Below are 24,272 nucleotides of genomic sequence, written 5' to 3'. Positions count from 1 at the left end.
GGGACCGAGGCCCATGCGACCGTGGGGGGCGTGCACCTTTGATCGCTCGGGGTAGGGATTGAGGAAGGGCACCCGTGCTTGTGATCGAGGACCATGGAGGGTCGGTGGAAACCGTGCCCCGGATGCAGACGACGGCCGGACGCCTGGCGAGACTCGGCTTCGCCGACGGGGCCAGGGCCGAGCGGCTGCTCGACGAGCTGGGGCCGGAGGCCGTCGGCGACATCGACCTGCTGACCTCGCTGGTCGCCGCGGCCGATCCCGACCTGGCGCTCACCTCGCTGAACCGGCTCGCCGAGCAGGATCCCAGCGTCCTTGGGGCGCTCCGCGCCGACCCCGGCCTGCGCGAGCGGCTGCTCGGCGTCTTCGGCGTCAGCGCCGCACTCGGCGACCACGTCGTCAGGCACCCGGACCACTGGCGCATGCTCGGCGGGGCGTTGGCCGTGGACCGCCCGAGCGAGGAGGAACTCCGCTCGGAGCTGCTGCTCGCGGTCGGCGCCGAGCCGGACGATTCCGAGCCGAGGGCGGCCGACGCCTCCACCGCCACCCTGTCGGCGCTGCGCGCCGCCTACCGGGGGCGCCTGCTCCACCTCGCCGCCCGTGACGTCACCGGGGTCGTCTCGCTGTCCGGGGTGACCGCCGAGCTGTCCGACCTGGCCGGAGCCGCCCTGGAGGCGGGACTCGCCATCGCCAGGTCCGAGCACCCGGAGGCGGGGGCGGTACGGCTCGCCGTCATCGGCATGGGCAAGTGCGGGGCACGCGAGCTCAACTACATCAGCGACGTCGACGTCATCTTCGTGGCCGAGTCGCGCGAGGGCCCCGACGGCTCTGACGTTTCTCTCGACGAGCACGAGGCCATCAAGCTCGCCACCCGGCTGGCTCAGGGCATGATGCGCGCCTGCTCGACCAGCACCCCGGAGGGCGCGCTGTGGGAGGTCGACGCGGCGCTGCGCCCCGAGGGCAAGGCCGGGCCGCTGGTCCGCACCCTCGCCAGCCACCTCGCCTACTACCGGCGCTGGGCCAAGACCTGGGAGTTCCAGGCCCTGCTGAAGGCGAGGCCGGTCGCGGGCGACGCCGAACTCGGCCAGCAGTACGTCGCCGCGATGAACGAGATGGTCTGGCAGGCCGCCACCCGCGACAAGTTCGTCGAGGACGTCCAGGCGATGCGCCGCCGGGTGGAGGCCCACGTGCGCAGCGGCGAGGCCGACCGTCAGCTGAAGCTCGGACCCGGCGGGCTGCGCGACATCGAGTTCGCGGTGCAGCTGCTCCAGCTCGTCCACGGTCGCCTCGACCCGCTGTTGCGCCGCCGCGCCACGCTCCCCGCGCTCGGCGCCCTCTCGCGCGGCGGCTACGTGGGCAGGGACGACGCCAAGGCCCTCGCCGAGGCGTACACCTTCCTGCGCCAGGTCGAGCACCTGATCCAGCTGCACCGGCTCCGCCGCACGCATGTGGTGCCCGAGGGCAACGCCGACCTGCGCCGCCTCGGCCGGAGCCTGGGCATGACCGCCGACCCGGTGGGGGAGTTCACCACCCGGTGGCGGCGGCACGCGATGGAGGCCAGGCGCCTGCACGAGAAGCTGTTCTACCGGCCGCTGCTGCAGGCCGTGGCCCGGCTGCCCGAGTCGGAGGACCGGCTCTCCACGGCCGCGGCCAAGGCCCGCCTGGAGGCGCTCGGTTACGCCGACCCGAGCGGGGCGCTGCGCCACATCAGCGCGCTGACCACCGGGGTCTCCCGCCGCGCCGCGATCCAGCGGACCCTGCTGCCGGTCATGCTCGGCTGGTTCGCCGACGCCCCCGACCCCGACGCCGGTCTGCTCGGCTTCCGCCAGGTCTCCGACAAGCTCGGCTCCACCCCCTGGTACCTGCGGCTGCTCCGCGACGAGACCGCCGTGGCGTCGCGCCTGGCCAGGATGCTCGGTACCAGCCGCTACGTGACGGGGCTGCTGATGAACGCCCCCGAGGCGGTCGCGATGCTCGGTTCGGACACGGAGCTGGCCTCCAGGCCCGTCGAGGCGCTGCTGTCCGAGGCGCGGACCGTGGTCGCCCGCCACCCCGGGGACGCCGAGGGCGCGGTGGCCGCGGTCCGGGCGCTGCGCCGCAGGGAGCTGTTCCGCACGGCCGTCGCCGACCTCTCCGGCATCATCGGCATCGAGGAGGTCGGCCAGACGCTGTCCGGGCTCAACGACGTGACGATCCAGGCCGCGCTCGACGCCGCCATCGACAAGGTCGAGATGGAGCGCCGCACCTCGCTGGGCACGAGGTTCGCGGTGATCGCGATGGGCCGCCTGGGCGGGGTCGAGTCCTCGTACGGCAGCGACGCCGACGTGATGTTCGTGCACTCGCCGCTGGAGGGCGTGCCGGAGCGCGAGGCCACCGAGACGGCGTTCGAGGTGGCCAACGAGCTGCGCCGCCTGCTGGCCCTGCCCGCCCCCGACCCGCCGCTGCTCATCGACCCCGGCCTGCGTCCCGAGGGCAAGGCGGGGCCGCTGGTCCGCACCCTGGCCTCCTACGCCGCCTACTACGAGCGGTGGTCGTCGCCGTGGGAGTCGCAGGCGCTGCTGCGCGCCCGCTTCTCCGCGGGGGACGCCGAGCTCGGCGTCGGGCTGCTGCACCTGGCCGACCCGCTGCGCTATCCGGAGGGGGGCCTCTCCGACTCGGCCGTGCTGGAGATCCGCAGGCTCAAGGCCAGGATGGAGGCCGAACGCCTCCCGCGCGGGGTCGATCCCGCCCTGCACACCAAGCTCGGCCCCGGCGGGCTGTCCGACGTGGAGTGGGTGGCCCAGCTGATCCAGCTCCGCCACGCGGGGATGCGGCCCTCGCTGCGTACCACCCGCACCCTGGAGGCGCTGAGCGCGGCGGTCACGGAGGATCTGCTGTCGGAGGCCGACGAGGCCGTGCTCGCCGAGGCATGGCGGTTCGCCTCGCGCATCCGCGACGCCATCGTCGCGGTGAGGGGCCGCGCCTCCGACACGATCCCGGTGGACGCCCGCGAGCGCACGCTCATCGCCCAGGCCCTCGGCTACCCGCCCGACGGCGCGTCGGACTTCGTGGACGACTACCGCCGCGCCACCCGCCGCGCCCGCCGGGTCGTGGAACGCGTCTTCTACGAGGACTGATCCGGTCTGGTTTCCGGGAGGGTTCTCGGAAGAGTTCCGGGCTTCGGGGGCGGCCGGTTCCTCGCCGGGGGCCGGTCCCTCCGGGAGGCCGGCTCGCCCGGCGCGGCGCGTGGGGAGCCGGCCCGCGCCGGAGGGGCCACCCGTTCGTCCGTGTGCTCTCCGGGTCCTCGTTCGTGTGCTCTCCGGGTCACGAAAACCGACCTGTTTTGAGTGATCGCGTTGCGTCGCCGGGGGCGGGCGTGTATCAACGGTCCGGGTGATCCTTTTGATATCCGTTTACATTGATCTGGCCATCGGCCTGATCCTGGCCTTCCTGCTCCTGTCGCTCCTGGTGAGCGGGATCAACGAGGCCTTCGTCCGGCTGCTCGGGATCCGCAGCAAGTTCCTGTGGGCCTACCTCAGGGACACCCTGGACGGCTCCGGGGACGGCAGGTCGTGGATCCCGTCGAAGATAGCCGACGTCTTCGCGAAACTGCCCTTCTCCAAGGACGATCCGCGACCGGTGCACAGTCCCGACCCCGCGCCCTCGGTGGTCGAGCCGATGCGGGTCGATCCCGCCACCATCCTGGCCGCGGAGGAGGCCAGGGAGGCGGGGGAGAGGGTCTCGGAGGAGATCGTCGAGGAGGCGGGCACCGGCGGACCCCTCGGCTCCCCCGGATCTCCTGACGCGTCTGAAGCGTCCGGTTCTTCCGGTTCCTCGGTGGACGATGGCCCCGCCGAGAGGCCGGTGCCGCCGGTCGACATGACCGCGCGGCTGTACGAGCGGCTCCAGGAGATCGACCACCCCAAGGGCGCCCGTACCAGCATCGCCAATATCCCGCCCGAGCGGTTCTCCGGCGCGGTGATGGAGCTGGTCGCCGCCGAGGAGGGCGGGATCGAGGGCCTGCTCGCCAAGCTGGAGGCGATCAACAGTCCCCTCGCGGGCCATCTCAAGGGCGTCTGGGAGGGCGCACAGCGGGACCTGCCGAGGTTCCGCAAGGGCGTCGAGGACTGGTTCAACGGGGAGATGCAGCGCCTGTCCACGCTCTACGCCCGCTACGTGAAGTGGGTGGTGTTCGCGCTGGGCGTGGTGCTGACGCTGGCGTTCAGCATGGACGCGCTGGAGTACGGCAAGACCCTGCTGCGCGACAACGCCTACCGCGCGGGGGTGAGCGCCATCGCGGGCGGCGGCGGGGACGGGTACGCCGCGCTCAAGGACAAGTGCGCCGGTGGCGAGATCGGTCTCGCCGAGCCGTACCAGTGCGTGACCGAGTCCCTCAGCTCCCCGGCGCTGGTCAAGATCTTCGACCACTCGATCGTGAGCATCACGATCCCGCCCGACGGCTCCGCCGATGACCCGTCCTTCCACTGGAACGGCGGAGCGTGGTGGGACCGGCTGATCACTCCCGGGCACTGGCCCGGCTACCTGCTCACCATGGTCGCGCTGCTGTTCGGCGCCTCGTTCTGGTGGGACGTCCTGCGCCGCCTCACCGGTGTCCGGGGCGACCGCTCCTAGCTCCTAGCTCCTAGCGGAGCCGCTCCAGGAGCAGGTCCACCTGGGGCAGCGGGTCCGGTCCGTACGGGCGGACCACGACCGTACGGGCACCCGCCTCCCACAGCGACCTGATCCGGTCGGCGGCCTCCTCGGGAGAGCCCACCGCCATCACGACCTCCTCCGGGGCGACCTTCAGGAACCCGGCGGAGTCCTCGGCCAGGCCGGTGACCACCGAGGCGTCGTCGCCGAGGTAGAGGTGGACGAAGACCACCATCTCGTGATCATCCTCGCCGGTCAGCTTCAGGGCCTCCTCGATCTGCCGGGGGCCGACCCCCTCGGGCAGGATCGTGCCCTGCGCCACCCGTCCCGACAGCTCCAGCGAGCGGGGCCGTACCACCCCGGCCAGCAGTGGCGGCACGACGGCGGGGGGATGCACCAGGCTCACCCCGTCGAACCGTACGGCCCTGCCCTGGAGGGTGACCGTCTCGCCGCGCAGCAGCCCCCGTACCGCCGTGATCGTCTCCTCCAGCAGTGCCAGCGGCGAGGGCGCGAGGGCGCCCACCTGGCGCATCCAGTCCTGGACGCCGTGCCCGATACCGGCCGCGAGCCTGCCCGGGTGCAGCCTGGCCAGGTTGCCCAGCTCCATGGCGAGCAGGGCCGGGTTGCGCAGCGGCGCCGGGGTGATCCCGATGCCCACCCGGAGGCGCTCGGTGACGGCGAGCGCGGTGGCCGCCGACGAGACGGCCCCGGTCCAGCCGAGATCCTCCACCACCCAGACGTCGTCCACCTCGGTCGTCTCCAGATGACGGCAGAAGGGGACGAGTGACTCGGGGGGAAGGTCACGGTCGAACATGACGCCCAGACGCATATCTCTCCTAGTGAACGGCGGGAGTTCCCGCTGTGCCGTTTTCGCGGGACCTCAGAGGGGCTTCGCGTAGCGGAAGTAGCCGGCGAGGTCGTCGATGGCCGCGACGCGATCGATTCGCACCTCGGTCCCGGTCCTCCGCGCATTGATCATCTTGCCCTGGCCGACATAGACGCCGACGTGGTGGGTCCTGACTTTACGCTTGCCGACCTTGCCGTAGAAAACGAGATCCCCCGGCCTGGCCGCCGAGGCGGGGATCCTCTTGAGCCGCCTGACGTGGTCGTCGGTGTTGCCCGGCCCCAGCACGTCGCGCCCGTAGGCGAGGTGGTAGACCCAGCGGGTGAGACCGGAGCAGTCGAGGCCGAGGGTCCTGGTGGCGGGGCAGGGCCGGATCGATCCCCGGTAGCCCTGGCAGGTACCGAGGGAGGGGCCGGGGTCGTCGTCGTGGCCGCCGCCCCAGGAGTAGGGGATCTCCCCGCCCGACCAGCCGGGCTGGTGCTGTCCTGCCTCGATCGCGTACGCGATGGCGGTGATCCGGTTGGGGGTGACGGGCCGGGTCGGTACCCAGGCGGAGGAGCTCAGCAGCAGGAACGTTCCCAGGAGCACGGCCGCCGCGGCCTGCTTCCGGTGTCTGTGCGGGCCGTGATTACGAGGAAGGTCGGGAAGGCTGGGCAGTCCGAGGAATTCCCGACGTCCGGGGCGCGGTTCCCCGGCCCGGGGAGCCCCGAGACGCGCCTCTTCGTCCCGGAGCGCCGCCACGTCACCTCGCCTGGTCGATCCATGTGAGTCATGACCAGTCTGCCCAACAAGCCGGTGATGCGCGTCGTGTGGTGGTTTGCCCTATGTGGGGGCTTGGTGACGGGCGCTGCTTTCGGCCGTGGAACGGCCCAGGGGGTCCCGACACGCGGCGACCCGCGTGCGGGGCACGCGGGTCGCGGTAGTGGTGGGCACGCCGCCGGGGCGATACGGAGGTCGCCGTCCGGCCGTGCCTCGCGGACGGTCGTCAGTTGCCGTCCCCGTCGTCGTCCCCGTCGCCGTCGTCGTCCACGCCGGGTCCGGTCGTCGTGTTCACCACGTCGGGGCCGTCGTCCCCGTCGTCGTCACCGCCGCCCCCGCAACCGCCGACCAGGCCGACGAGCGCCGCCATCGCCGCCGCGGCCAGCGCCGCCTTCCGCGTGGTCTGAGCAAGCATGCATAACCTCCAGCTGGTGGGCTTCGACCGGGCGCGTGTCGTACCCGGCCCCACCCTTCTGTCCCGTACGGCGGCGATCTAACGGCGGGACGGAATGTCGTGTTGGCCGGTCTCGCCACGTACCCGGTGCGGGATCCGGTGGGAGCGCCGTATGGCGGCCGGAGGGCGAGCCCGGATCAGGCGTCGACGGCGGCCTCACCGGCGGTCGTCGCGTGGTGACGACGCGGACGCCGGTTGGCCGGCAGGCGGACCTCGCGCAGGAACGGCGGAAGCAGCCAGGGGCGTCGCCCCCAGGCGACGACCCTGCCGGTGAGTACGGCCCTCGGACGGCTGACCCGGCCGAAGAGCACCAGGTTCAGCGTCGGCGGGTCGAAGGCGAGATGGACGTCGGCGCGGGACGAGCGCTCCTCCACCGACACCCGGCCGTCCCGCAGCACCAGCGTCGCCGGGGTGGTGTACCGGGAGTGGAACCGGACCGCGATGCGCCCGGACCGTTTGGGCCCGGCCGTGTCCATCAGCCGCCCGTACCCCTCGCGGATCATCCCGACGAGGAACAGGTCGAAGAACAGCGCGGCCTCGCGCGGCGGTATCGTCCACGGCACGCGTCCGCTCCGGGCGATGTCCCAGCCGTGCAGGTGCGTCTCGTTGACCAGGTGGGCGAGCACCCCGGCGAGCGGAACGCCGGCCCCGCCGAGCCAGGGGACGGGCGTCGCCGGGTCCAGGCGCTCGGTCGCGCGCAGGATCTCGCCGATGTCGGCACGCAGCCGCCGGGCCAGCTCGGCCGGGTCTCGCTCGGGGTAGGAGCCCAGCGCGAGATCGTTGACGTCGGCCACGGTGTCCACGGTGGTGGAGGCGATCGGCCCGGCGAGCTCGGGCATCGGGTGCGGAGTGCCGTCCTGGCGCACGATGGCGGTGTAGAGGTGGGCGATGGCCGCGACGTGCGCGCCGGTCTCGGCGACGGTCCAGTCGCGCGTCGCCATCGTCCGGGGCGGGACGGAGGTCAGCAGGCGGGTGAACCGGTCACCGGCCCGCTCCAGCGTCGTGCGAACGGTCCGCCACTGATGGTTCGCTCTGGACACGGACATCGTCCCCTCATCCGGATCACGAGCACGCTAACACCGGTCTTCGCGGCGCGGTTCTTCCAAAGTGCGCTCCTCACCCCGGCACCCCGGCCGGCGAGCGCCGCCTGAGACCGGTCTCCGCTTCCCGTTCCGCCGTCCTCGGTCGAAAGGTTGACCGGGCGACGATGATCGCTCACGCTGCGCCTGAAGCGTGTCGATTCCCACCCTCAAGGAGCGTTCATGGCGCACATCACGCTGGGCAACGACCAGCCGGGCATCTCCGGCCTGTTCCACTACCGGCCGCAGACCGCGCGGCCGATGAGTGAGCTGGCCGAGGTGCTCCTCCGCGGTGACAACTCGCTGTCCCGGGGCGAGCGGGAGCTGATCGCGGCCTACGTGTCCGCGGGGAACGAATGCCGGTTCTGCTTCTCCTCGCACGCCGCGTTCGCCGAGGCGCAGCTGCCGGAGGGCACGACCCCGGTCGGGGAGATCTGCGCCGACCCGGCCGCCGCCGCCATCTCCGACAAGATGAAGGCGCTGCTGGACATCGCGGGAGCCGTACGGCAGGGCGGGAAGACGGTCACCGACCGGCAGGTGGCCGAGGCCAGGGCCGTGGGGGCCTCCGACGTGGAGATCCACGACACGATCCTGATCGCGGCCGCCTTCTGCATGTTCAACCGGTACGTGGACGGCCTGGCCGCGTTCACCCCGGACGACCCCGCCGCCTACAAGGTGATGGCCGACCGCATCGTCGAGAGCGGCTATCTGCGCGCGTTCCCCGAGCCGCAGGGCTGACCGGGGGACTCCGGGCGGTCGTCGCGCGTCGGCCGTGATCGCCCGGAGCTCTTCGCCCTCGCCCGGGAGCCCGGGAGGTCATGCCCCTCCGGGGGACACTGACATCACACGTCATGAGATGCGACGGAGAAACGAAAGACCAACGCTATAAGTATCCAAAGTTCCACGAAGGGGTACTCATGGCCTTTATCTCCCTGAACTCTGACGAACCGGGAGTCCGCAGTCTCTTTCGCTACCGTCCGGAGACCGCCGGCCCGTTGAACGAGCTGGTGGAGGTACTGCTGTGCGGAGAGAGCTCCATGTCCCGTGGTGAACGGGAGCTGATCGCGGCCTACGTGTCGTCGCTGAACGAATGCCGGTTCTGCTTCTCCACGCACGCGGCGATTGCCGCCGCCCACCTCGACGAGGGCATGCCGCTGGTGGAGCAGGCGTGCGCCAACCCGAGCGCGGCGCCGGTCTCCGGGAAGCTCCGGGCGCTGATGGATATCGCGGGCGCGGTGCAGCGGGGCGGGAAGGCGGTCACCCAACGGCACGTCGACGCCGCCCGAGCCCTGGGGGCCACCGACATGGAGATCCACGACACCGTGCTGATCGCGGCCGCCTTCTGCATGTTCAACCGGTACGTGGACGGCCTGGCCACCTACGCCCCGGACGACCCCGCCGTCTACGCCGAGCGGGCGAGGCGGTCCGACGGCTACGTGGCGGGACTGGCCGAGCTGCAGCGCCAGGCCTGAACACCTTGTGAGGGGGAACGCAGGAGGGGGTGCGGGGCCGTAAAGGATGACCACCGAAGCTGTTTTATCGCGAAATTTGAGAAATAATTCGCCTGTTGCCTGATCTGGCGCCGGATGAGGGTTGACCCGGCCGCGATGATCGCTCACGCTGCGCGTGAAGTGCTCCGTCGCCGATCCCTCAAGGAGTGTCCATGGCGCATGTCACGCCGGGTAATGATCAGCCGGGCGTTCCCGGCCCGTTCGGCCGTCGGACGCGGACCACACGCCCAGCGTGCGAGCGGGCCGGGGTGCCCGGCGAGCGAGGGCCGCGCGGCCGATGACAGCGACCTCCCCCCACCGTTACCTGATCATCGGCGCGGGACCGGCCGGGTTGCAGCTCAGCTACTTCCTGCAGCGGGCCGGGGCCGACTATCTCACGCTGGAGCGTGACGCCGCCCCCGCGTCCTTCTTCCGCCACTATCCGCGGCACCGCCGCCTGATCTCGCTGAACAAGGTGCACACCGCCCAGGACGATCCCGAGATCAAGCTGCGCTGGGACTGGAACTCCCTGCTCAACGACTCGCCCGACCTGCTGTTCCCCCGCTACTCGAAGGAGTACTTCCCGCGCGCGGACGACCTGGTCGACTACCTCGCCGACTTCCAGCGCGAGCACAAGCTCAACGTGCGTTTCTCCACCCCGGTGGACCTGATCGAGAAGGTCGACGGCCTGTTCGTCGTGCACGCCGCAGGTCAGGTGTTCCACGCGGAGTGCGTCATCGTGGCGACCGGCTGGGGCGGGCCGAACATCCCCGACATCCCGGGCATCGAGCTCGCCACCGGGTACGAGGACATGCCGACGGGCGGGGAGGAGTTCGCCGACAAGCGGGTGCTGATCATCGGCAAGGGCAACTCGGCGTTCGAGACCGCCCAGGCCCTGCTCCCGTACGCCGCCGTCATCCATCTTGCCAGCCCGCATCCCGTCCGGCTGACCTGGGCGAGCAAGCATCCCGGAGACGTGCGCGGCCAGTACGGCGCGCTGCTCGACAGCTACTGGTTCAAGACGCTCCACGGTGTGCTCGAATGCGACATCGACCGGATCTGGCGCGAGAACGGCACGTTCAGGGCCGCCATCACCTACACCCTGGCCGAGGGCGAGGAGGCGTTACTGGAGTACGACGCGGTGCTGCGGTGCACCGGCTTCCGGATGGACACCGGCCCCTTCGCCGACTCGTGCCGCCCCGAGCTCGCCCCGAACGGGCGGATCCCGGCGCTCGGCCCCGACTGGCAGTCGGTCAACGTCGACGGGCTCTACTTCGCGGGCACCCTGATGCAGGGACGCGACTTCAAACGCGCGTCGTCCGCGTTCATCGACGGTTTCCGGTACAACCTGCGCACCATGTCCAGGCTGCTCGCCGAGCGTTACGAGCGGACACCGCTCGACCACCGGGAGCTCCCGGCCGACCCCGGCGAGCTGGCCGGCACGATGCTCGACCGGGTCAACCACAGCTCGGCGCTGTGGACCCAGTTCGAGTACCTGTGCGACGCGTACGTGGTCGACCCGGCCACCGGGCGGATCCGGCACTACGAGGACCTGCCCGAGGACTACGCGGTCGAGCGGTTCGCCGGTGAGGCCCAGGTCTTCACCCTCACCCTGCGGTGGGGGCGCCAGGACTACGGCGACGTCTTCGCCATCCAGCGCCACCCCACCCCGGAGCGGGCCGACGAGAGCGCCTTCCTGCATCCGGTCATCCGCCACTGGCGTCGCGGTGACATGGTCGCCGAACGCCACCTCCTGGAGGACCTGCTCGCCGAATGGCGCCATCCCGTACGGCACGTGCGGCCGCTGCGCGCGTTCCTGGAGGAGGAGCTGGCCGCGCGGGACGGCACGTCAGCCGACGCCTCCTGAGGTGGTCTGCCTCACCAGGTAGTCGACCACGTCGGCGTGCCGCCCCCGCACGGCGAGGGCGGCACGCTGGCGTGCCGCCCCCGTGCCGACGGCGCGCAGCCACGCCAGCCGCTCGGTCACCATCTCCAGGTCACCGGTCTCCTCCAGGGCCGGCCGGCTGTAGCGTACGAGCGCGTCGAGCAGGTCGCCGGTGGCCAGCAGCTCGCCGGTGACGGGGGAGATGCCGTGCCCCTCCAGGCCGTCGCGGGCGGCCTGCCAGTACGCCGCGCGCAGGAGCTCGGCCGACAGCCTCGGACCGGGGTCGCTGGCCGTGACCCGCCCCAGCGCGGTCACCACCAGCGCCCGCACCACGGCGGCGAGCAGGCCCGCCTCCTCCGCGGTGGCGGGCACGTCGGTCACCCGGATCTCCAGCGTCGGCAGCCGGGAGGACGGCCGAATGTCCCAGAAGATCGTCCCCGGGTCCACCAGCACGCCCGCCTCGGTCAGCCTGCCGACCAGCTCGTCGAACTCGGCCAGCGAGGAGAAGTACGGCGGCGGACCGGCGACCGGCCACTTGCCCCAGCACAGCGTGCGCCAGCTCGCGTATCCGGTGTCGCGACCGGCCCACATGGGGGAGTTGGCCATCATCGCGATCAGGACGGGCAGCCACGGCCGCAGGTGGTTGGAGACCAGCACCGCCGCCTCCCGGTCGGGCAGGTGCACGTGGACGTGCCCGGCGCAGATGGTCTGTTCGTCGTGGAGCGATCGGTAGGTCGCGATCCCGACCCCGTACCGGGGATGATCGGTGATCAGGGGCGGCACGACGTCGCCCAGCACCGGGGTGCCCGAGGCCACCACGGCGAGCCCGTGCTCCCCGGCCGCCGCCGCCATGGCCGCGCGCATGTGCCGTACCTGCTCCTCCAGGCCGGAGATCCCCGCGTACGGCGGCGTCTTGGCCTCCACCTGGAACCGGGTGATCTCGGTGCTCGTCCGCTCACCCAGCTCCCGCGCGGCCTGCGCGATCACCTCCGCGGCCCGCGGGGACACCTCCCGTGTCAGGGGATCGACGACCAGGTACTCCTCCTCCACCCCCACCAGCGGGCGGGTGGCGTTGAAGGGCGGCGGCACTGGCTGCGCGGACTCGACGGTTTCCGTCATCGCTGCTCCGAAGGTGAGGGCTCGGCGGTGATCATTAACGTGTTCCGACGTAACCGTACTTATCCGCCTCCGCTTTCGCGGGCGATTCGGCCGCTCGTTGAAAGCCGGGGTACATCGACCCCCGGCCTTGGGGCACCCCGTTCACGCCGCAGAGTAGACCTGGTACCCATCGACCGTGCCGGTGAACTGGAAGTCATGCGGGATGATCCGGCCCTGTCCTGGACCGTCGAGCCGCATCATCAGAGGGAGCAGCGCGATCGCGTTCGCCGGCAGTTCGAGGTCGATCGGCACGTCGAACCGGCCCAGGATCCACTGCACCCGCCCGGACGAGGGACCGTCGGACAGCATGATCGCAGGGAGCGGCTGAGAAGGGCCCGGCTTTTCCCGTACGAAGAGCAGCCGACCCGGCGGCGGCACGATCAGCCGGTCTCCGATCCGATCGGGTCCTGGCGGACCCGGCGATCGCCGCATGGGCACCGCCACCTCGACCCGAGGTGGCGGTGCGTTCTCTCGTGCTGGGAGGTGCCGGTCAAGAAGCCGGCCGGTGATATGACCGAGGATCTGGCGGATGTCGCCTGGCGCGTCAGCACCCGGAGTCCTGACGGCGGTGGGCAGTGCGTCGAGGCCGGTCCGCCGGCCGATGGCAGCGGGCGCGTCGCCGTACGGCACAGTCGCCGCCCCGGTGCCGAGGTGATCGTCTACACCCACGCCGAGTGGCGGGCGTTCGTCGGCGGCGTCAAGAACGGCGAGTTTGACTTCTCCGCCAGGTAAACGGACACCTCGGCACGGGGCGACAGCGAGTCCGCCGCCCCGATGGTCTGTTCTCCGCGGGCAGGACGTGCGAACGGTCCAGCTCAGTGGTTCTCCACCGGCCCGGCCAGGGCCTCGGGGCCGCCGAGCGCCTGGATGATCACCCACGGGTCCCAGAAGTCGCGGTAGCGGGTGATCTTTCCGTTCGCCGTCCAGACCAGGCTCAAGTAGGTCTGGTGGAACCGGTTGCCCGTCATGAGGGCTCTGCCCTCGCTGGTGAAATCGGCGATGACCAGCCCGGGATCGGCGGCGTCATAGTAGACGGGGGTCGAGAACGTGACTTCGAGCAGCTGGGGGAAGTTCTTCATGTGCTCGTACAGGGCTTCCTTGCCCTTGATGTGAGGGGGGAAGCCGGGGGGCGGGAAGGGAAATTCCAATACCGCGTCCTCGGTGAACAGGTCCACCCATTCGCGGATCTTCCCGGCCGACACCAGCTCCATGTTGCGGCCGAAGATCTCGACAGCTTCCTTACTCGGCATTCTCTCTCCTTTGGTGCTCTCTCACTTGACGGCCGACTCGACCGCTTCCAGGCATCCGTCGACCAGGCGGTGTGCTCGATCGTCCGGGACCATGCGGTCGACGTAGGTGAAGTTCCAGGCCAGCCGGGCGTGACTGGTGTTGACCGTGGCGACGAACAGGCCGTTGACCGAGAGGCCGGCGATGAACTCGGCGTGCGACACGTGCAGGTCGCCGATCCTGTCCGGGAAGTCGAACCGCCCTACGTTGGACAGGCAAAAGGTGATCGGCCCCTTCTGGTCCATGAAGTTCAGGAAGCGCGTGCTGGTGGCCACTGTTTTCGGCGCGGCCCACCGCAACTGGTTGATCGATGAGATCGGGTCGCCACGGCGCCTGCGTTTGCTCAGGTCGGTGCTGATCTCGCGGGCCACCGGCCACAGGGAGTCCCCGGGGCGGTAGGCGACGATGGACGGCACCGTCGCCACGTACGTGCCCACCTCCCGACCCGAGACGGGGGGAACCAGGTCCGGGCGGATGTCGATGGGGGAGCCGATCGTGATGCGGCCCGAGGAGTTCGCGTCACCGGCGACCGAGGCCACCATCGCCGCGGCGAGCAGCCCCTGGACGGTGGCCCCCCTGCTGCGGCACGCGCTCGTGAGAGCTTCCAGCTGCTCGGTGTCCAGGGATCGGCGGATGAGCCGGGTCCGCCGATCCTCGAACGGCACCTTTTGGCTGGCCTCGAACCGCCGGGGCCGGAGCAGGGCGAGCGCCCCCTGGTCACGAGCGAACTGCCGGATCGTCCTGGCGGTCCCGGCCGCTCCCCGGTACCGGGCCGGGAGCATGTCCTCCGGCGCGGGCCTCTCCGGTTCGGACCGGCTTCTGTCCCCGTCACCCGGGGTGAGCCCAGAGCGCCCGGTGTTCTCCGCGGCCAGTTCGACCCACTGGCGGATCAGGGTCAGCACCGTGGTGCCGTCGGCGATGCAGTGCGGCAGGGTCAGGATGAGGTCGTGCACGTCCTCGTCGGTGTCGCCGCTCCCTGTCTGACTGATCACAACCGCGCGGGCCAGCGGTCCCGTCCGCCAGTCGACTGGCGTGACCAGTTCGACCTCGTTGAGCTGCCGTTCCCAGTGGGGCTGCGCGCCGCCCTCGGTTTCCAGGGCCGATGGCACGTTCACCGTGCGCATCGGTATGGGAGCCGGTGACGGTACGAAACAGGGATCCTCGTCTCCGGGGCCGGCCTCGATCGCGACCCGAAGCAGCGGGTGCCGCTGTTGCAGCATGTCCAGGCCGCTGCCGAACCGCTCATGGGAGAGGTGACCCCGGACGCGGACGTGTGAGATGACGTTGAGAGGGGAGATCTGGTCGGAGATCCAGTACCACCGCTCCAGCGGGCTGAGCGGCCGTCTCATCGGGTGCTCCGGAAGTCGAGCAGCAGGCGGTTGTGCTGGTCGAGGGCGGACTTGGAGGCGAATCGGAAGTACGAGTTGCGGGCCAGCACCTGAAGCGGCCGCTCGGCCTGTTCCATCTTGCTCAAGGAGTACGCCAGCTCGACCAGCTTGCGAGTACGCGGGCGGCGCTCGTCCTCGTAGGCGCGCAGCGCGGCGACGGTGTCGGAGGTGTCGGCGAGCCGCAGGGCCAGGACCGCCGCGTCCTCCATGGCGAGGGCGGCGCCCTGGCCGACACTGGTCAGCATCGGATGCGCCGCGTCGCCCAGCAGGGTGACCGGGCCCTCACCCCACCGTTCCAGGAAGGGGCGGTCCTGCGCGGGCACCGTGAGAATCTCCTCCTCCGGGGTGGCCCGGAGTACCGCGAGCACCTCGTCGGCCCAGCCGGCGTAGCTCCGGAGGATGTCCTCCTTGCCGCCGTGCCATGTGCGCGCCTGGGCGGCGGGCATGTTCTGGGTGCCCCACCAGTAGATCCGGCCCGAGCCGATGTTCGCGATGCCGAACCGCTTGCCCCTGCCCCAGTAGTGCGCCACGTAGGCATGGGGAAGGCGCGGATCCTCGTAGGACGGGGTGGCCAGCCAGCACACGTAGCCGGGCTCGCGCGGTTGCTCGGCCCCGGCGATCTGCCGCCGGACGGCCGAGCCGAAGCCGTCCGCACCCACCAGGAAGTCACCGTGGGCTTCCTCGCCGTTCTTGAAGTGGACGGTCACACCGTCGCGCCCGGTGGTGAACCCGGTGACCTCGGCGCCCAACGTGATCGGGGTGTCGCCGATCTCCTTGAGGAGGACCTGCTGCAGATCGGCGCGGTGGATGCCGTAGCTCGGCGCACCGAGCTCGTCGGCGAGCTCGGTGAAGCTCACCGTGCGGATGGGGCGGCCGCGTCTGGTGGCGAAGTGCAGCTTCGCGAAGACCACGCCGCTGTCCTCGAACCGTGGCTCGACACCGACGTCGCGGAGCGCGAGCACGCCGTTCGTCATCAACGACAGCCCCCCGCCCGCCGGCCGCAGCTCCGACGCCCGCTCGTAGATCTCGACGTCCAGGCCGACCCGGCGCAACGTGGCGGCGGTGCTGAGACCTCCGATGCCTGCGCCCACGACGAGCGCCTTCCTGGTTCTGGTGGCGGTCATTTACCCGTGCCTCCGCTCTGTGTCATGTTCGTGATGATCTGGGCGACGGTACGTACGTTGGGTTCGTCGAGCAGGACCAGATGGTCACCCGGGACGGGGACGACATCGACTCTGCCCGCGGTGTACGCCGTCCAGCCGTTGGCCGGATCGTGGTAGGCGGTCCGTGCCGTGTGCATGGGCTTGAGCACGTCGGGCAGCGGGTCCGTGGCTTTGAGCAGGGTCACGTCCACGTCGGTGGTGCCGGGGCGGTAGTTGAGCAGGGCCGACCAGTTCGCCTTGTACAGCTCGAACAGCCGGAGCACCGACGCCTGGGAGGTGCCGGGCGGCAGGATCCCGGCCTTGGTCGCGCGGTCGATGACGAACCCGATCCGGTCGGTTTCGGTGTTCAGCTCCGCTGGGATGGCCTCGACCTCGGACATGCCGCCCTGGTCGCTCCAGAGCAATTCCCAGAAGAACCACTCCAGGAGCGAGTCGTCGCCGGCGTCCGGGATGTGGCCGGGCTCCGGGCCGATGGTGTCCAACATGATGAGGGGTTCCGCCGTCTCTCCGGCGAGCTGGAGCTGCCGGGCCATCTCGAAGGCCACGTATCCGCCGAAGGACCATCCTCCGAGCGCGAGCGGGCCCTCGGGCTGGATCCGGCGGACCGAGCGCAGGTAGCTTGCCGCCAGGTCGGCCACGCTTCGCAGCGGTTCGGTTCCCGGCTCCGTGCCGGCCGCCTGCAGCGCGTAGACGGGCTGGTCGTCCGGTAGATGCCGGGCCAGCCGCAGGTAGCACAGAACGTTGCCGCCGAGCGGGTGGACCAGGAACAGCGGTCGGCGGCCGCCCTGTGGCCGGATCGGGACAAGCGGGTCGAACGTCGTCTCCGCCGAGCCGTCACGTAGCCGCGCGGCCAGGTCGGCGATGGTCGGGGTGGCGGTCAGGGCCGAGAGCGGCACGTGCACGCCGAAGTGCTTCTCGATCATCACGATCAGCCGCATCGCGGCCAGTGACGTGCCGCCCGACTCGAAGAAGTCGTCGTGCACGCTGTGCACGGGGGACGCGAGGAGGTCGGCGACGATGTCCGCGAGCGCCCGCTCGTACTCGTCTCGCGGTGCGGTGGCCTCCGCCGTGGAGCGGGTGGCGACCGAGGCCGAGCGGAGCGCCGTGTCGTCGCGCTTGCCACTGGGGGTGATGGGCAGGCGTGGCAACCAGGTGAAGTAGCTGGGCACCATGTAGTCGGGAAGGGTCGCACGTAGCCGCTTGCGCACTTCGCCCAGTTCGACGGCGGTCGGGTCGCCGACCAGAAAGGCCGCCAGGAACGCGTCGCCACCGTCTCTGCGCTGAGCGACCACTGCGGCCTCCCGGATGCCGGGATGCTCGGCGGCCAGTGCCAGGATGGCGAACTCGACCTCGGCGGGCTCCACCCGGAAGCCCCGCACCTTCACCTGGCCGTCCACGCGGCCGAGGAAGACCATGTCGCCGCCGGGTAGCGCGCGGGCCCGGTCGCCGACCCGGTAGAGGCGGTCGCCAGGTTTCCCGAACGGGTCCCGGACGAAGCTCCTGGCGGTCAGCTCGGGCTGGCCCCGGTAGCCGCGGGCCAGGCCGACGCCGCCGACGTAGACCTCGCCCGCGACCCCCTCGGGGACCGGCCGCATGCGCTCGTTCAGCACGTGGACGTCGAGGTAGTGCATGGGAGGCCCGATCGGTGGAAGGGAGGGGAACCGGGCCGGATCGCCGGTCATCGTGTACCGGCTCACCAGGTGGGTCTCGGTCGGACCGTACTGGTTCTCCAGCACCACGCCGGGGAGTGAGGTCAGCAGTTTGCGGATCTCCTCGGTCACCCGCAACTGTTCCCCCGAGGAGATGACGACGCGCAGCGCGTGTGGCCGGACCCCCAGGGCGTCGGAGGTCTCGGCGAGCTGCTGGAGCGCGACGTACGGCAGGAACACCCGCTCGACCGCCTCGGCGTCCATCAGCCTGGCCAGGGCGGAGGGATCTCGGCGCTGCTCCTCGGTCAGAAGTTGCAGGGTGCCGCCGCCGCTCAGCGTGGAGAATATCTCCTGGAACGAGACGTCGAAGCTGAGCGGGGCGAACTGCAGGGTCTTGCCGCCCGCCGCTCCGGTGCTGGACGTGATCTGCCATTCCAGGTAGTGGGCGAACGGTTTGTGCGGCAGCTCGACGCCCTTCGGTCGTCCGGTGGAGCCGGAGGTGAACAGCACGCACGCGATGTCGTCGAGTTCGATCCGTACGGGTACCGGCTCGCACGGTTCGTCGAGCGGGATCGATTCGATCGGCAGCAGCAGGGCCGGGTCGCCGGAGAGCCGGGCGTGCCGGGAGTGCGCGAGGACGCGCAGCGGCCTGGCCACCTCCACCATGACGGCCAGCCGCTCGGGTGGGTAGGTCACGTCGAGCGGTACGCAGGCCGCGCCGGTCTTCAGGATTCCCATGACCGCGGCGATCATCTCGGGAGAGCGGTCCATGGCGATGCCGACGCACTCCTCACGGGACGCGCCGCAGGCCAGCAGCCGCCGTGCGATCTGGTCGGAGGCCCGGTCGAGTTCCCGGTAGCTCCATCGCCGGTCGCCGAACGTCACGGCGGGCGCGTCGGGGCGTTCGGCGACCCGGGCCGCGAACCTGGTGACGACGTCCAGGGGCGGTGTCCCGGCCGGCGTGACCTCCCTCGGCGGCGGGGCGAGGAACCCGAAGTCCACGGGATCATCCGGTCGCTCGACGATCCGGCGCAACACGCGTTCGTATGTCCGGGCCACCACCTGGGCCTGTGATCGGGTGAACGTGGTCCCCTCGCAGTCCAGGCGGAGTGAGAGGCGCAGGTCACGAGGGTCGACGATGATGTGCAGGAGCAGGTTGAAATTGGTCTGCTCGAAGGGCGTCAGGTCGAGCAGTCTCAACCCCGGCAGGCGCAGCAGTGGTTCCAGCACATGCAGGTGCACGTAGTTGAAGGCGGTCTCGATGGTCGGCACGCCGCCGCGGTCGTCCTGGATCGCGCTGAGCGGGTAGCGGCGGTGCGGGTGGGCCTCCCGCTCCTTGCGCACCAGCTCACGCACCGTGTCCAGCCAGCTCTCCTGACCGGGACGTAGCCGGATCGGTATGGTGTTGAGGAACAGCCCGGTCATCCGGTCTGATCCCGGGGTTTCCGGACGGCCGTGGATGACCAGGCCGGTTGTCACGTCGGGCGCACCGGACAGGAGCCGCAGGGTCAGGCAGTGCGCAGTGAGAAACACGGACCCGACGGCCAGCGCGTGATCGCGGGCGAACTCCCGGACGGCCGAGGTCAGGTCGTCCGGGATCGGGACCTGGTGCGCGAAGAACTCGCCGGTCCCCCGGGGCTCGTGCGGGACGTACGGGTCGAACTGCACGAGCGTGGCGCCGTCGAGTTCGTCGCGCCAGAACCGCCGGGAGGCGTCGTTCTTCAGGGACCGTCGTTCCTCCCGCACGTAGGTGGCCGCCGAGAGCGGATCGGCCGCCGCCACGGCCGGGGCGCCGGTGCCGAGCGCGTGCATGTAGTCCTGGAGCAGCTCGCCGACGAGCGTCGCCGCGCTCCATCCGTCGAGGATCGCGTGGTGGAAGCTGAAGACCAGGTCCAGCGTGCCGTCACGGACGTGGGCGCGGAAATGGCCGAGCGAGGCCTGCTCGAAGTCGTATCCGCGCAGTCGGCGTTCGTCGATGTGGGCGCGGGTCCGCGCTTCGGCGTCCTCCGCGGTCAGGCCGCGCAGGTCGTCGATCGAGTGGGCTCCGGGAGCCCGCGGGTGCACGATCTGGAGCGGTTCCGAGTATCCGGCCAGCGAGAACGACGAACGCAATACCGGGTTCCTCGCCACCACACGGTCCGCCGCCCACGCGAACGCGGTCGCGTCCCATGCGACTTCGAACGTGTAGCGGAACACGTCGTGGTACATCGCCGATCCCTCATGGGTGCGGCTGTGGTAGAGCAGCCCGAGCTGCATGCGGGTCACCGGGTACGCGTCTTCCGCGCCCGTCAGCCGGGCACGGTCGATGCCCGCGACAAGTGCGAACGGCTCCGCCCCCGGCTCCGGCGCGGGATCGGTGCGGGCGTGCGCGGCCAGCGCTGAGAGCGTGGGGTTGCGCACCATGTCGGCCAGCGTGACGTGCACTCCGCGGGCGGCGGCCTCGGCGCGGATCCGCAGCATGAGGATGGAGTCGCCGCCGAGGACGTAGTAGTCGTCGTGCGCGCCGACACGCGGCACGCCGAGCACCCGCGCCCAGACCGCCGCCAGCACCGCCTCGGCCTCGGTGCTCGGCTCGTCGTCGCCGCCTGACCAGGTGGGCTCGGGAAGCGCACGGCGATCCGTCTTGCCGTTGGGCGTGAGCGGGATCGCGTCGATTCGTACGAACCGGGCGGGAATCATGAACTCGGGGAGTGCGGAGACGAGGTGGGCGCGGAGCACGGACGGGTCGAGTTCGCTCTCCGCCACGTAGTAGCCGACCAGGTGCGCGCCGCGTTCCGGTGTGTCGCGGTCGATCACGACGGCCGCGCCGACTCCGGGGGCCGTGGCGAGGTGGTGTCGGACCTCCTCCAGCTCGACCCTGTTGCCGCGAATCTTCACCTGTCCGTCGAGCCGGCCGAGGTACTCCAGCTCGCCGCCGGCGAGCCGGCGCGCCAGGTCGCCCGTCCGGTACATGCGCTCGCCCGGGACGAACGGGTCGGGGACGAAGACGGCGTCGGTCAGGTCGGGCCGTCCCAGGTACCCCCGGGCCACGCCGACGCCCGACACGCACAGTTCTCCCGGCGCGCCGACGGGCTGCGGCAGGCCGGCCGGGTCCAGGACGTAGAGCCGGATGTTGTCGATGGGCCGCCCGATCGGCACCCGGGTCACGGGCCCGGCGGGGCAGTCAAAGTACGACACGTCCACCGTGGCCTCGGTGGGTCCGTACAGGTTGACGAGGCCGGGGCCTTCACCGTCCGGGCGGAAGATCCGGTTGAACCGGGTGACCTGCGAGGGCGTCAGTGCCTCTCCGCTGCAGAAGACATGGCGCAGTGACGCCGCGCGGGCGCGGGCGTCGGGGATGTCGTCGGCCAGGTCGAGAAAGGCCTCGAACATCGACGGCACGAAGTGCAGGACCGTCACCCGTTCCCGCTCGATCGCCCGGAGGATCTCGGCAGGGTCCTTCTCAGCGCCCGGTGGCAGCTGTGCCAGCCGCGCGCCCTCGATCGCCCACCAGAACAGTTCCCACACCGAGACGTCGAAGGAGATCGGGGTCTTCTGGAGGATCACGTCGCCGTCCCCGATCGGGTAACGGCGCTGCATCCAGGCCAGCCGGTTGACAACCGACCGGTGCTCGACCATCACCCCCTTGGGATGACCCGTCGAGCCGGAGGTGTAGATCGCGTACGCGAGGTCGCGTGAGGTCACCGGCGGCGAAGGCGGCTCCGTGCGGGGGGTGGCCGTGCCGCCTGCCGTGCCGCCTGCCGGGTCGGTGACGAGCCGGACGCGCGGCCCGCTTCCGGACACCGGCTCCGGCAGGTCGGTCGAGGTGATGACGACCCGGGCGCCGCAGTCCGCGAGGAGGAGCGCGATCCGGCCGGCGGGATATCCCGGGTCGATCGGGACGTACGCGCCACCGGCCTTGAGGACGGCCAGTATGCCCACGAGCATGTCGGGGCTCCGGTCCAGCATCACGGCCACGCGGTCGCCCACGCGCACGCCGTCCTCGCGCAGCGCCCACGCCAGCCGGTTCGCGCGCTCCTCGAGTTCCTCGTACGAGATGCCGGACGGGTCCGCGTGCGACGCGGTGACGGCGGTGCGGCTCCCCATGAGACCCGCGCGTCTGCCGATGAGCCCGTGCAGCGTCTGGTCGGCGGGGAACGCGCGGGCCGTCGCGTTGTGGAGTTCGATGAGGTCTGCCCGCTCCTCCCGGGGGCTCATCGGCAACGTCGCCAGGCCCCGGCCGGGCTCGGCGACGGCGCCGGCGAGGAGAGTCGACACATGCCGGGCGAGGGCTTCGATCGGGAAGTCCTCATCGAACACGTCGAGCGCGTAGTCGAGATCCACGGTCATGCCGGCTCCGTCGCCCGGTTCGTTGACCACGACCGCCAGCGCTTCCTGGTCATGCGCGCGGGTACCGGTGCCGGCGGCCTCGTGCCGCAGCCTTGGGACGGGCTCGACGTCGGGCCACTGGATGTACGAGAGCGTCACGTCGAACATCTCGCGTGGCTCTCCACGGGGCCGGTCGCGGAGCAGGTCGCCCATGGAGAACCGTTCGTGCCGTTGCAGCAGGCGCCCGCCCGCCTGAATCTGGTCGACCAGGTCGCGCACGGTTTCGGCGGCGGAGACGTTCACGCGCAGCGGTAGCGTGTTGGCGAAGTGGCCGACGGTTCGCCGCGCCGCCGCGCTGCGCCGGTCGGCCAGCGGAACGCCGAGTACGACCTCGCCGCAGCGGTGGATCCGGGACAGGTAGGTGGCGAAGGCCGCCGCGACGTAGGCGAACGGTGACTGCCCGCGCGCCCTGACCGTCTCGGCGAGGCCGCTGGGCAGGGGGAAGGAGTGGCGGGCGCTCGTGCGGGTCCCACTCGGCGCGCGTCTCTCGAAGAGCGCCGGCGTCACACCCGACAGCGCGGTACGGAAATACTCCCGGTCGGCGTCGTGGTCCGGTGAGGCGAGATACGCGGTGTCCTCGGCCACGCGGTCCAGGTAACGGGGCGGGTCGTCGACCTGTTTGCCGGCGTAGTCCGTTCTCACCTGGTCGAAGGCCAGTTTCAGTCCCCACGCGTCGGCGATGATGTGGTGCACCTTGAGAGACACGTACGCCGCCGTCTCGCTTTCCCGCAACACCGTCGCCTCGACCGTGGCGCCCTCCCGTACGTCGAGAGGCCGGTCGAACGACTGGCGCAGCCACTCCTCGCAGGCCACTCGGGGGTCGGCCGCGCCGGACAGGTCCACGATCCGCACGGCGGGCACGTCCTCACCGGCCCACTGGTACGGGGTGCCGTCCCGTTCGTCCTCCCCGAACCGCAGCCGGAACGCGTCGTTGCGCCGCAGCACCTGCTCCAGGCACGCGGCGAACCTGTCCGCGTCCACCGGTCCGGTGAAACGCTGGTACATCAACGCGTTGAACTGCGCGGAGTATGGAAAACGGGCGTGCGCCACCCAGATATCCCGTTGGGGCGCCGTCAAGGAAATCCGCGCCACTCCGGTCACGATTTCACCTCTGTTTTCTCCCGCAGAGTCGATACGAATTGACTCTGCGGGAGGCCGCTCCCGAGATCCAGTAGGTGGCTGGGGTGGCAGTGACAGTACCAGGAAAAGATGTTCTACCCGGTATGTGTGGCTGGAACATGAATGACGATTTTTTCGCCGTTCGGGTGGCCTATGTAAAGATCGATAATGGTCATGTCGATGATTTCCGTGCGAGTGTTTCGCATTTTGCTTGATCTTGTATTCGGCCCTAGGACGTGATGTTCCTCCCACCATCTCCGAAAATGGGGGCTACTTTCGTTGAGATTTTCTATCAATTCGGTCAGGCGTGGGTCGCCGTACCATCCCACCGCTGCCGTGCGGAACCGGGCGACGAGTTCACGGGCTTCTGTCTCCCAATCGACAAAACATTTCCGGGAGACCGGTGAGGTGAGCATCCACAGGACGATATTGCGTCTCTCCTTGGCCAGTTCGGAAAAGTCCGAGTACCACTCGTCGGCGGCCTCGTTCCAGCTGATGATGTCGCACAGGCATGTGGTCACATATGCGGGAACGGGGTTGAGCGACTCGACGATGCGTGTCCATTGATTCTCCGTCTGGTCGTTTCCCTCGGAAGCGTGGGAACTCTGACGGGACCTCTCAGAAAGCCTGCGTAAGTACTGCCTCTCGTAACTGGACAGGCGGAGTACGGTGGCCACCCGCTCCAGCGCGGCCGGAGATGGGGCGATGTCTCTGGCCTGCTCCAGGTAGGTGTACCAGGTCGGGCTGAGCCCAGCGAGAATCGCTACCTCCTCCCGGCGCAGTCCGGGAGTCCGGCGGCGGGAACCGGTCGGCAGGCCGACATCCTTCGGTGTGACGCGCTCCCGATTCTTCCGCAGGAAGTGGGCAAGTTCCAGCCGCTGGTCTTTCGCGCTCACAATTAACCTCCGGTTGATTGTGTGCACCGCTCTTCCGAGTCGGATACTACAAAGTTGACCGGCAAGGGTCGAGAACTGCGGGGCTGTCGCTCCGCGCATATTCAAGG

Annotated in this window: 17 protein-coding genes; 6 read left to right on the top strand and 11 right to left on the bottom strand. The window is 70.4% G+C overall.

From position 1 onward, the window contains the following. The first annotated feature begins 122 nt into the window (after nucleotides 1–122). Nucleotides 123–3,113, top strand: coding sequence for a bifunctional [glutamine synthetase] adenylyltransferase/[glutamine synthetase]-adenylyl-L-tyrosine phosphorylase (locus ABD817_RS08425; protein WP_344917246.1), 2,991 nt, complete (start codon nucleotides 123–125; stop codon nucleotides 3,111–3,113). A 256-nt stretch (nucleotides 3,114–3,369) separates the two neighbouring features. Next, nucleotides 3,370–4,608 (top strand): hypothetical protein, encoded by a 1,239-nt coding sequence (locus ABD817_RS08420; protein WP_344916739.1) that lies wholly within the window; start codon nucleotides 3,370–3,372, stop codon nucleotides 4,606–4,608. Nucleotides 4,609–4,618: 10 nt separating this feature from the next. Here ABD817_RS08420 and ABD817_RS08415 read toward each other — a convergent pair whose 3' ends face one another. The 4 genes from ABD817_RS08415 to ABD817_RS08400 all read right to left on the bottom strand — a co-directional run bounded on the left by ABD817_RS08415 (nucleotide 4,619) and on the right by ABD817_RS08400 (nucleotide 7,729). Then, nucleotides 4,619–5,455, bottom strand: coding sequence for an LLM class flavin-dependent oxidoreductase (locus ABD817_RS08415; RefSeq protein ID WP_344916737.1), 837 nt, complete (start codon nucleotides 5,453–5,455; stop codon nucleotides 4,619–4,621). Nucleotides 5,456–5,506: 51 nt separating this feature from the next. Continuing rightward, on the bottom strand, nucleotides 5,507–6,058 hold the full coding sequence (locus ABD817_RS08410) for a C40 family peptidase (RefSeq protein WP_344916735.1): 552 nt from the start codon (nucleotides 6,056–6,058) through the stop codon (nucleotides 5,507–5,509). 397 nt (nucleotides 6,059–6,455) lie between these two features. Beyond that, the gene (locus ABD817_RS08405; RefSeq protein ID WP_344916733.1) at nucleotides 6,456–6,644 is read right to left on the bottom strand and encodes a hypothetical protein; all 189 of its coding nucleotides are present in this window, start codon (nucleotides 6,642–6,644) and stop codon (nucleotides 6,456–6,458) included. Nucleotides 6,645–6,820: 176 nt separating this feature from the next. Further along, the gene (locus ABD817_RS08400; protein WP_344916731.1) at nucleotides 6,821–7,729 is read right to left on the bottom strand and encodes a maleylpyruvate isomerase N-terminal domain-containing protein; all 909 of its coding nucleotides are present in this window, start codon (nucleotides 7,727–7,729) and stop codon (nucleotides 6,821–6,823) included. Nucleotides 7,730–7,945: 216 nt separating this feature from the next. Between ABD817_RS08400 and ABD817_RS08395 the strand changes: the two genes are divergently transcribed. The 3 genes from ABD817_RS08395 (at nucleotide 7,946) to ABD817_RS08385 (ending at nucleotide 11,119) form a co-directional block, all read left to right on the top strand. Continuing rightward, nucleotides 7,946–8,500, top strand: coding sequence for a carboxymuconolactone decarboxylase family protein (locus ABD817_RS08395; RefSeq protein WP_344916729.1), 555 nt, complete (start codon nucleotides 7,946–7,948; stop codon nucleotides 8,498–8,500). A 299-nt stretch (nucleotides 8,501–8,799) separates the two neighbouring features. Further along, complete coding sequence (locus ABD817_RS08390; protein ID WP_344916727.1) at nucleotides 8,800–9,234, top strand: carboxymuconolactone decarboxylase family protein; 435 nt, start codon at nucleotides 8,800–8,802, stop codon at nucleotides 9,232–9,234. 316 nt (nucleotides 9,235–9,550) lie between these two features. Continuing rightward, nucleotides 9,551–11,119 (top strand): NAD(P)-binding domain-containing protein, encoded by a 1,569-nt coding sequence (locus ABD817_RS08385; RefSeq protein WP_344916725.1) that lies wholly within the window; start codon nucleotides 9,551–9,553, stop codon nucleotides 11,117–11,119. On the opposite strand, the gene ABD817_RS08380 is transcribed toward ABD817_RS08385, so the two are convergent. Continuing rightward, the gene (locus ABD817_RS08380) at nucleotides 11,102–12,256 is read right to left on the bottom strand and encodes a carboxylate-amine ligase (RefSeq protein ID WP_344916723.1); all 1,155 of its coding nucleotides are present in this window, start codon (nucleotides 12,254–12,256) and stop codon (nucleotides 11,102–11,104) included. The two genes, ABD817_RS08385 and ABD817_RS08380, sit on opposite strands and share 18 nt — an antisense overlap. Before the next feature lie 141 nt (nucleotides 12,257–12,397). Beyond that, entirely contained in the window at nucleotides 12,398–12,604 is a 207-nt protein-coding gene (locus ABD817_RS08375) for a hypothetical protein (protein WP_344916721.1), read from the bottom strand. Between the two features lie 201 nt (nucleotides 12,605–12,805). On the opposite strand from ABD817_RS08375, the gene ABD817_RS08370 reads away from it, so the two are divergent. After that, nucleotides 12,806–13,027, top strand: coding sequence for a DUF397 domain-containing protein (locus tag ABD817_RS08370; protein WP_344916719.1), 222 nt, complete (start codon nucleotides 12,806–12,808; stop codon nucleotides 13,025–13,027). An 83-nt stretch (nucleotides 13,028–13,110) separates the two neighbouring features. On the opposite strand, the gene ABD817_RS08365 is transcribed toward ABD817_RS08370, so the two are convergent. The 5 genes from ABD817_RS08365 to ABD817_RS08345 form a co-directional block, all read right to left on the bottom strand. Continuing rightward, a complete protein-coding gene (locus ABD817_RS08365) occupies nucleotides 13,111–13,545 on the bottom strand; it encodes a nuclear transport factor 2 family protein (protein WP_344916717.1) in 435 nt (144 codons plus the stop codon). A gap of 21 nt (nucleotides 13,546–13,566) precedes the next feature. Further along, the gene (locus ABD817_RS08360; protein ID WP_344916715.1) at nucleotides 13,567–14,931 is read right to left on the bottom strand and encodes a phthiocerol/phthiodiolone dimycocerosyl transferase family protein; all 1,365 of its coding nucleotides are present in this window, start codon (nucleotides 14,929–14,931) and stop codon (nucleotides 13,567–13,569) included. Beyond that, nucleotides 14,928–16,094: an FAD-dependent monooxygenase gene (locus ABD817_RS08355; RefSeq protein WP_344916713.1), complete on the bottom strand. Its 1,167-nt coding sequence runs from the start codon at nucleotides 16,092–16,094 to the stop codon at nucleotides 14,928–14,930. The genes ABD817_RS08360 and ABD817_RS08355 overlap by 4 nt, the downstream gene beginning before the upstream one ends. Continuing rightward, nucleotides 16,091–23,242 (bottom strand): amino acid adenylation domain-containing protein, encoded by a 7,152-nt coding sequence (locus ABD817_RS08350; RefSeq protein ID WP_344917243.1) that lies wholly within the window; start codon nucleotides 23,240–23,242, stop codon nucleotides 16,091–16,093. Before ABD817_RS08350 ends, ABD817_RS08355 begins: the two co-directional genes overlap by 4 nt. Before the next feature lie 122 nt (nucleotides 23,243–23,364). Beyond that, on the bottom strand, nucleotides 23,365–24,192 hold the full coding sequence (locus ABD817_RS08345; protein WP_344916711.1) for a helix-turn-helix transcriptional regulator: 828 nt from the start codon (nucleotides 24,190–24,192) through the stop codon (nucleotides 23,365–23,367). Between the last annotated feature and the right edge of the window lie 80 nt (nucleotides 24,193–24,272).

The sequence above is a fragment of the Streptosporangium oxazolinicum genome (genome assembly GCF_039537505.1).
In the GTDB taxonomy this organism is placed as follows: domain Bacteria; phylum Actinomycetota; class Actinomycetes; order Streptosporangiales; family Streptosporangiaceae; genus Streptosporangium; species Streptosporangium oxazolinicum.
The sequence above is the reverse complement of the archived record's forward strand: the minus strand, read 5'-3'. Positions and strand labels throughout refer to the sequence as shown.

What these genes read in the sequence shown, in the direction of transcription:
- ABD817_RS08425 (WP_344917246.1), top strand. Translation starts at nt 123, where the DNA reads ATGCAGACGACGGCCGGACGCCTGGCGAGACTCGGCTTCGCCGACGGG.
- ABD817_RS08415 (WP_344916737.1), bottom strand. Translation starts at nt 5,455, where the DNA reads ATGCGTCTGGGCGTCATGTTCGACCGTGACCTTCCCCCCGAGTCACTC.
- ABD817_RS08405 (WP_344916733.1), bottom strand. Translation starts at nt 6,644, where the DNA reads ATGCTTGCTCAGACCACGCGGAAGGCGGCGCTGGCCGCGGCGGCGATG.
- ABD817_RS08400 (WP_344916731.1), bottom strand. Translation starts at nt 7,729, where the DNA reads ATGTCCGTGTCCAGAGCGAACCATCAGTGGCGGACCGTTCGCACGACG.
- ABD817_RS08395 (WP_344916729.1), top strand. Translation starts at nt 7,946, where the DNA reads ATGGCGCACATCACGCTGGGCAACGACCAGCCGGGCATCTCCGGCCTG.
- ABD817_RS08390 (WP_344916727.1), top strand. Translation starts at nt 8,800, where the DNA reads ATGTCCCGTGGTGAACGGGAGCTGATCGCGGCCTACGTGTCGTCGCTG.
- ABD817_RS08385 (WP_344916725.1), top strand. Translation starts at nt 9,551, where the DNA reads ATGACAGCGACCTCCCCCCACCGTTACCTGATCATCGGCGCGGGACCG.
- ABD817_RS08380 (WP_344916723.1), bottom strand. Translation starts at nt 12,256, where the DNA reads ATGACGGAAACCGTCGAGTCCGCGCAGCCAGTGCCGCCGCCCTTCAAC.
- ABD817_RS08375 (WP_344916721.1), bottom strand. Translation starts at nt 12,604, where the DNA reads ATGCTGTCCGACGGTCCCTCGTCCGGGCGGGTGCAGTGGATCCTGGGC.
- ABD817_RS08370 (WP_344916719.1), top strand. Translation starts at nt 12,806, where the DNA reads ATGACCGAGGATCTGGCGGATGTCGCCTGGCGCGTCAGCACCCGGAGT.
- ABD817_RS08365 (WP_344916717.1), bottom strand. Translation starts at nt 13,545, where the DNA reads ATGCCGAGTAAGGAAGCTGTCGAGATCTTCGGCCGCAACATGGAGCTG.
- ABD817_RS08360 (WP_344916715.1), bottom strand. Translation starts at nt 14,931, where the DNA reads ATGAGACGGCCGCTCAGCCCGCTGGAGCGGTGGTACTGGATCTCCGAC.
- ABD817_RS08355 (WP_344916713.1), bottom strand. Translation starts at nt 16,094, where the DNA reads ATGACCGCCACCAGAACCAGGAAGGCGCTCGTCGTGGGCGCAGGCATC.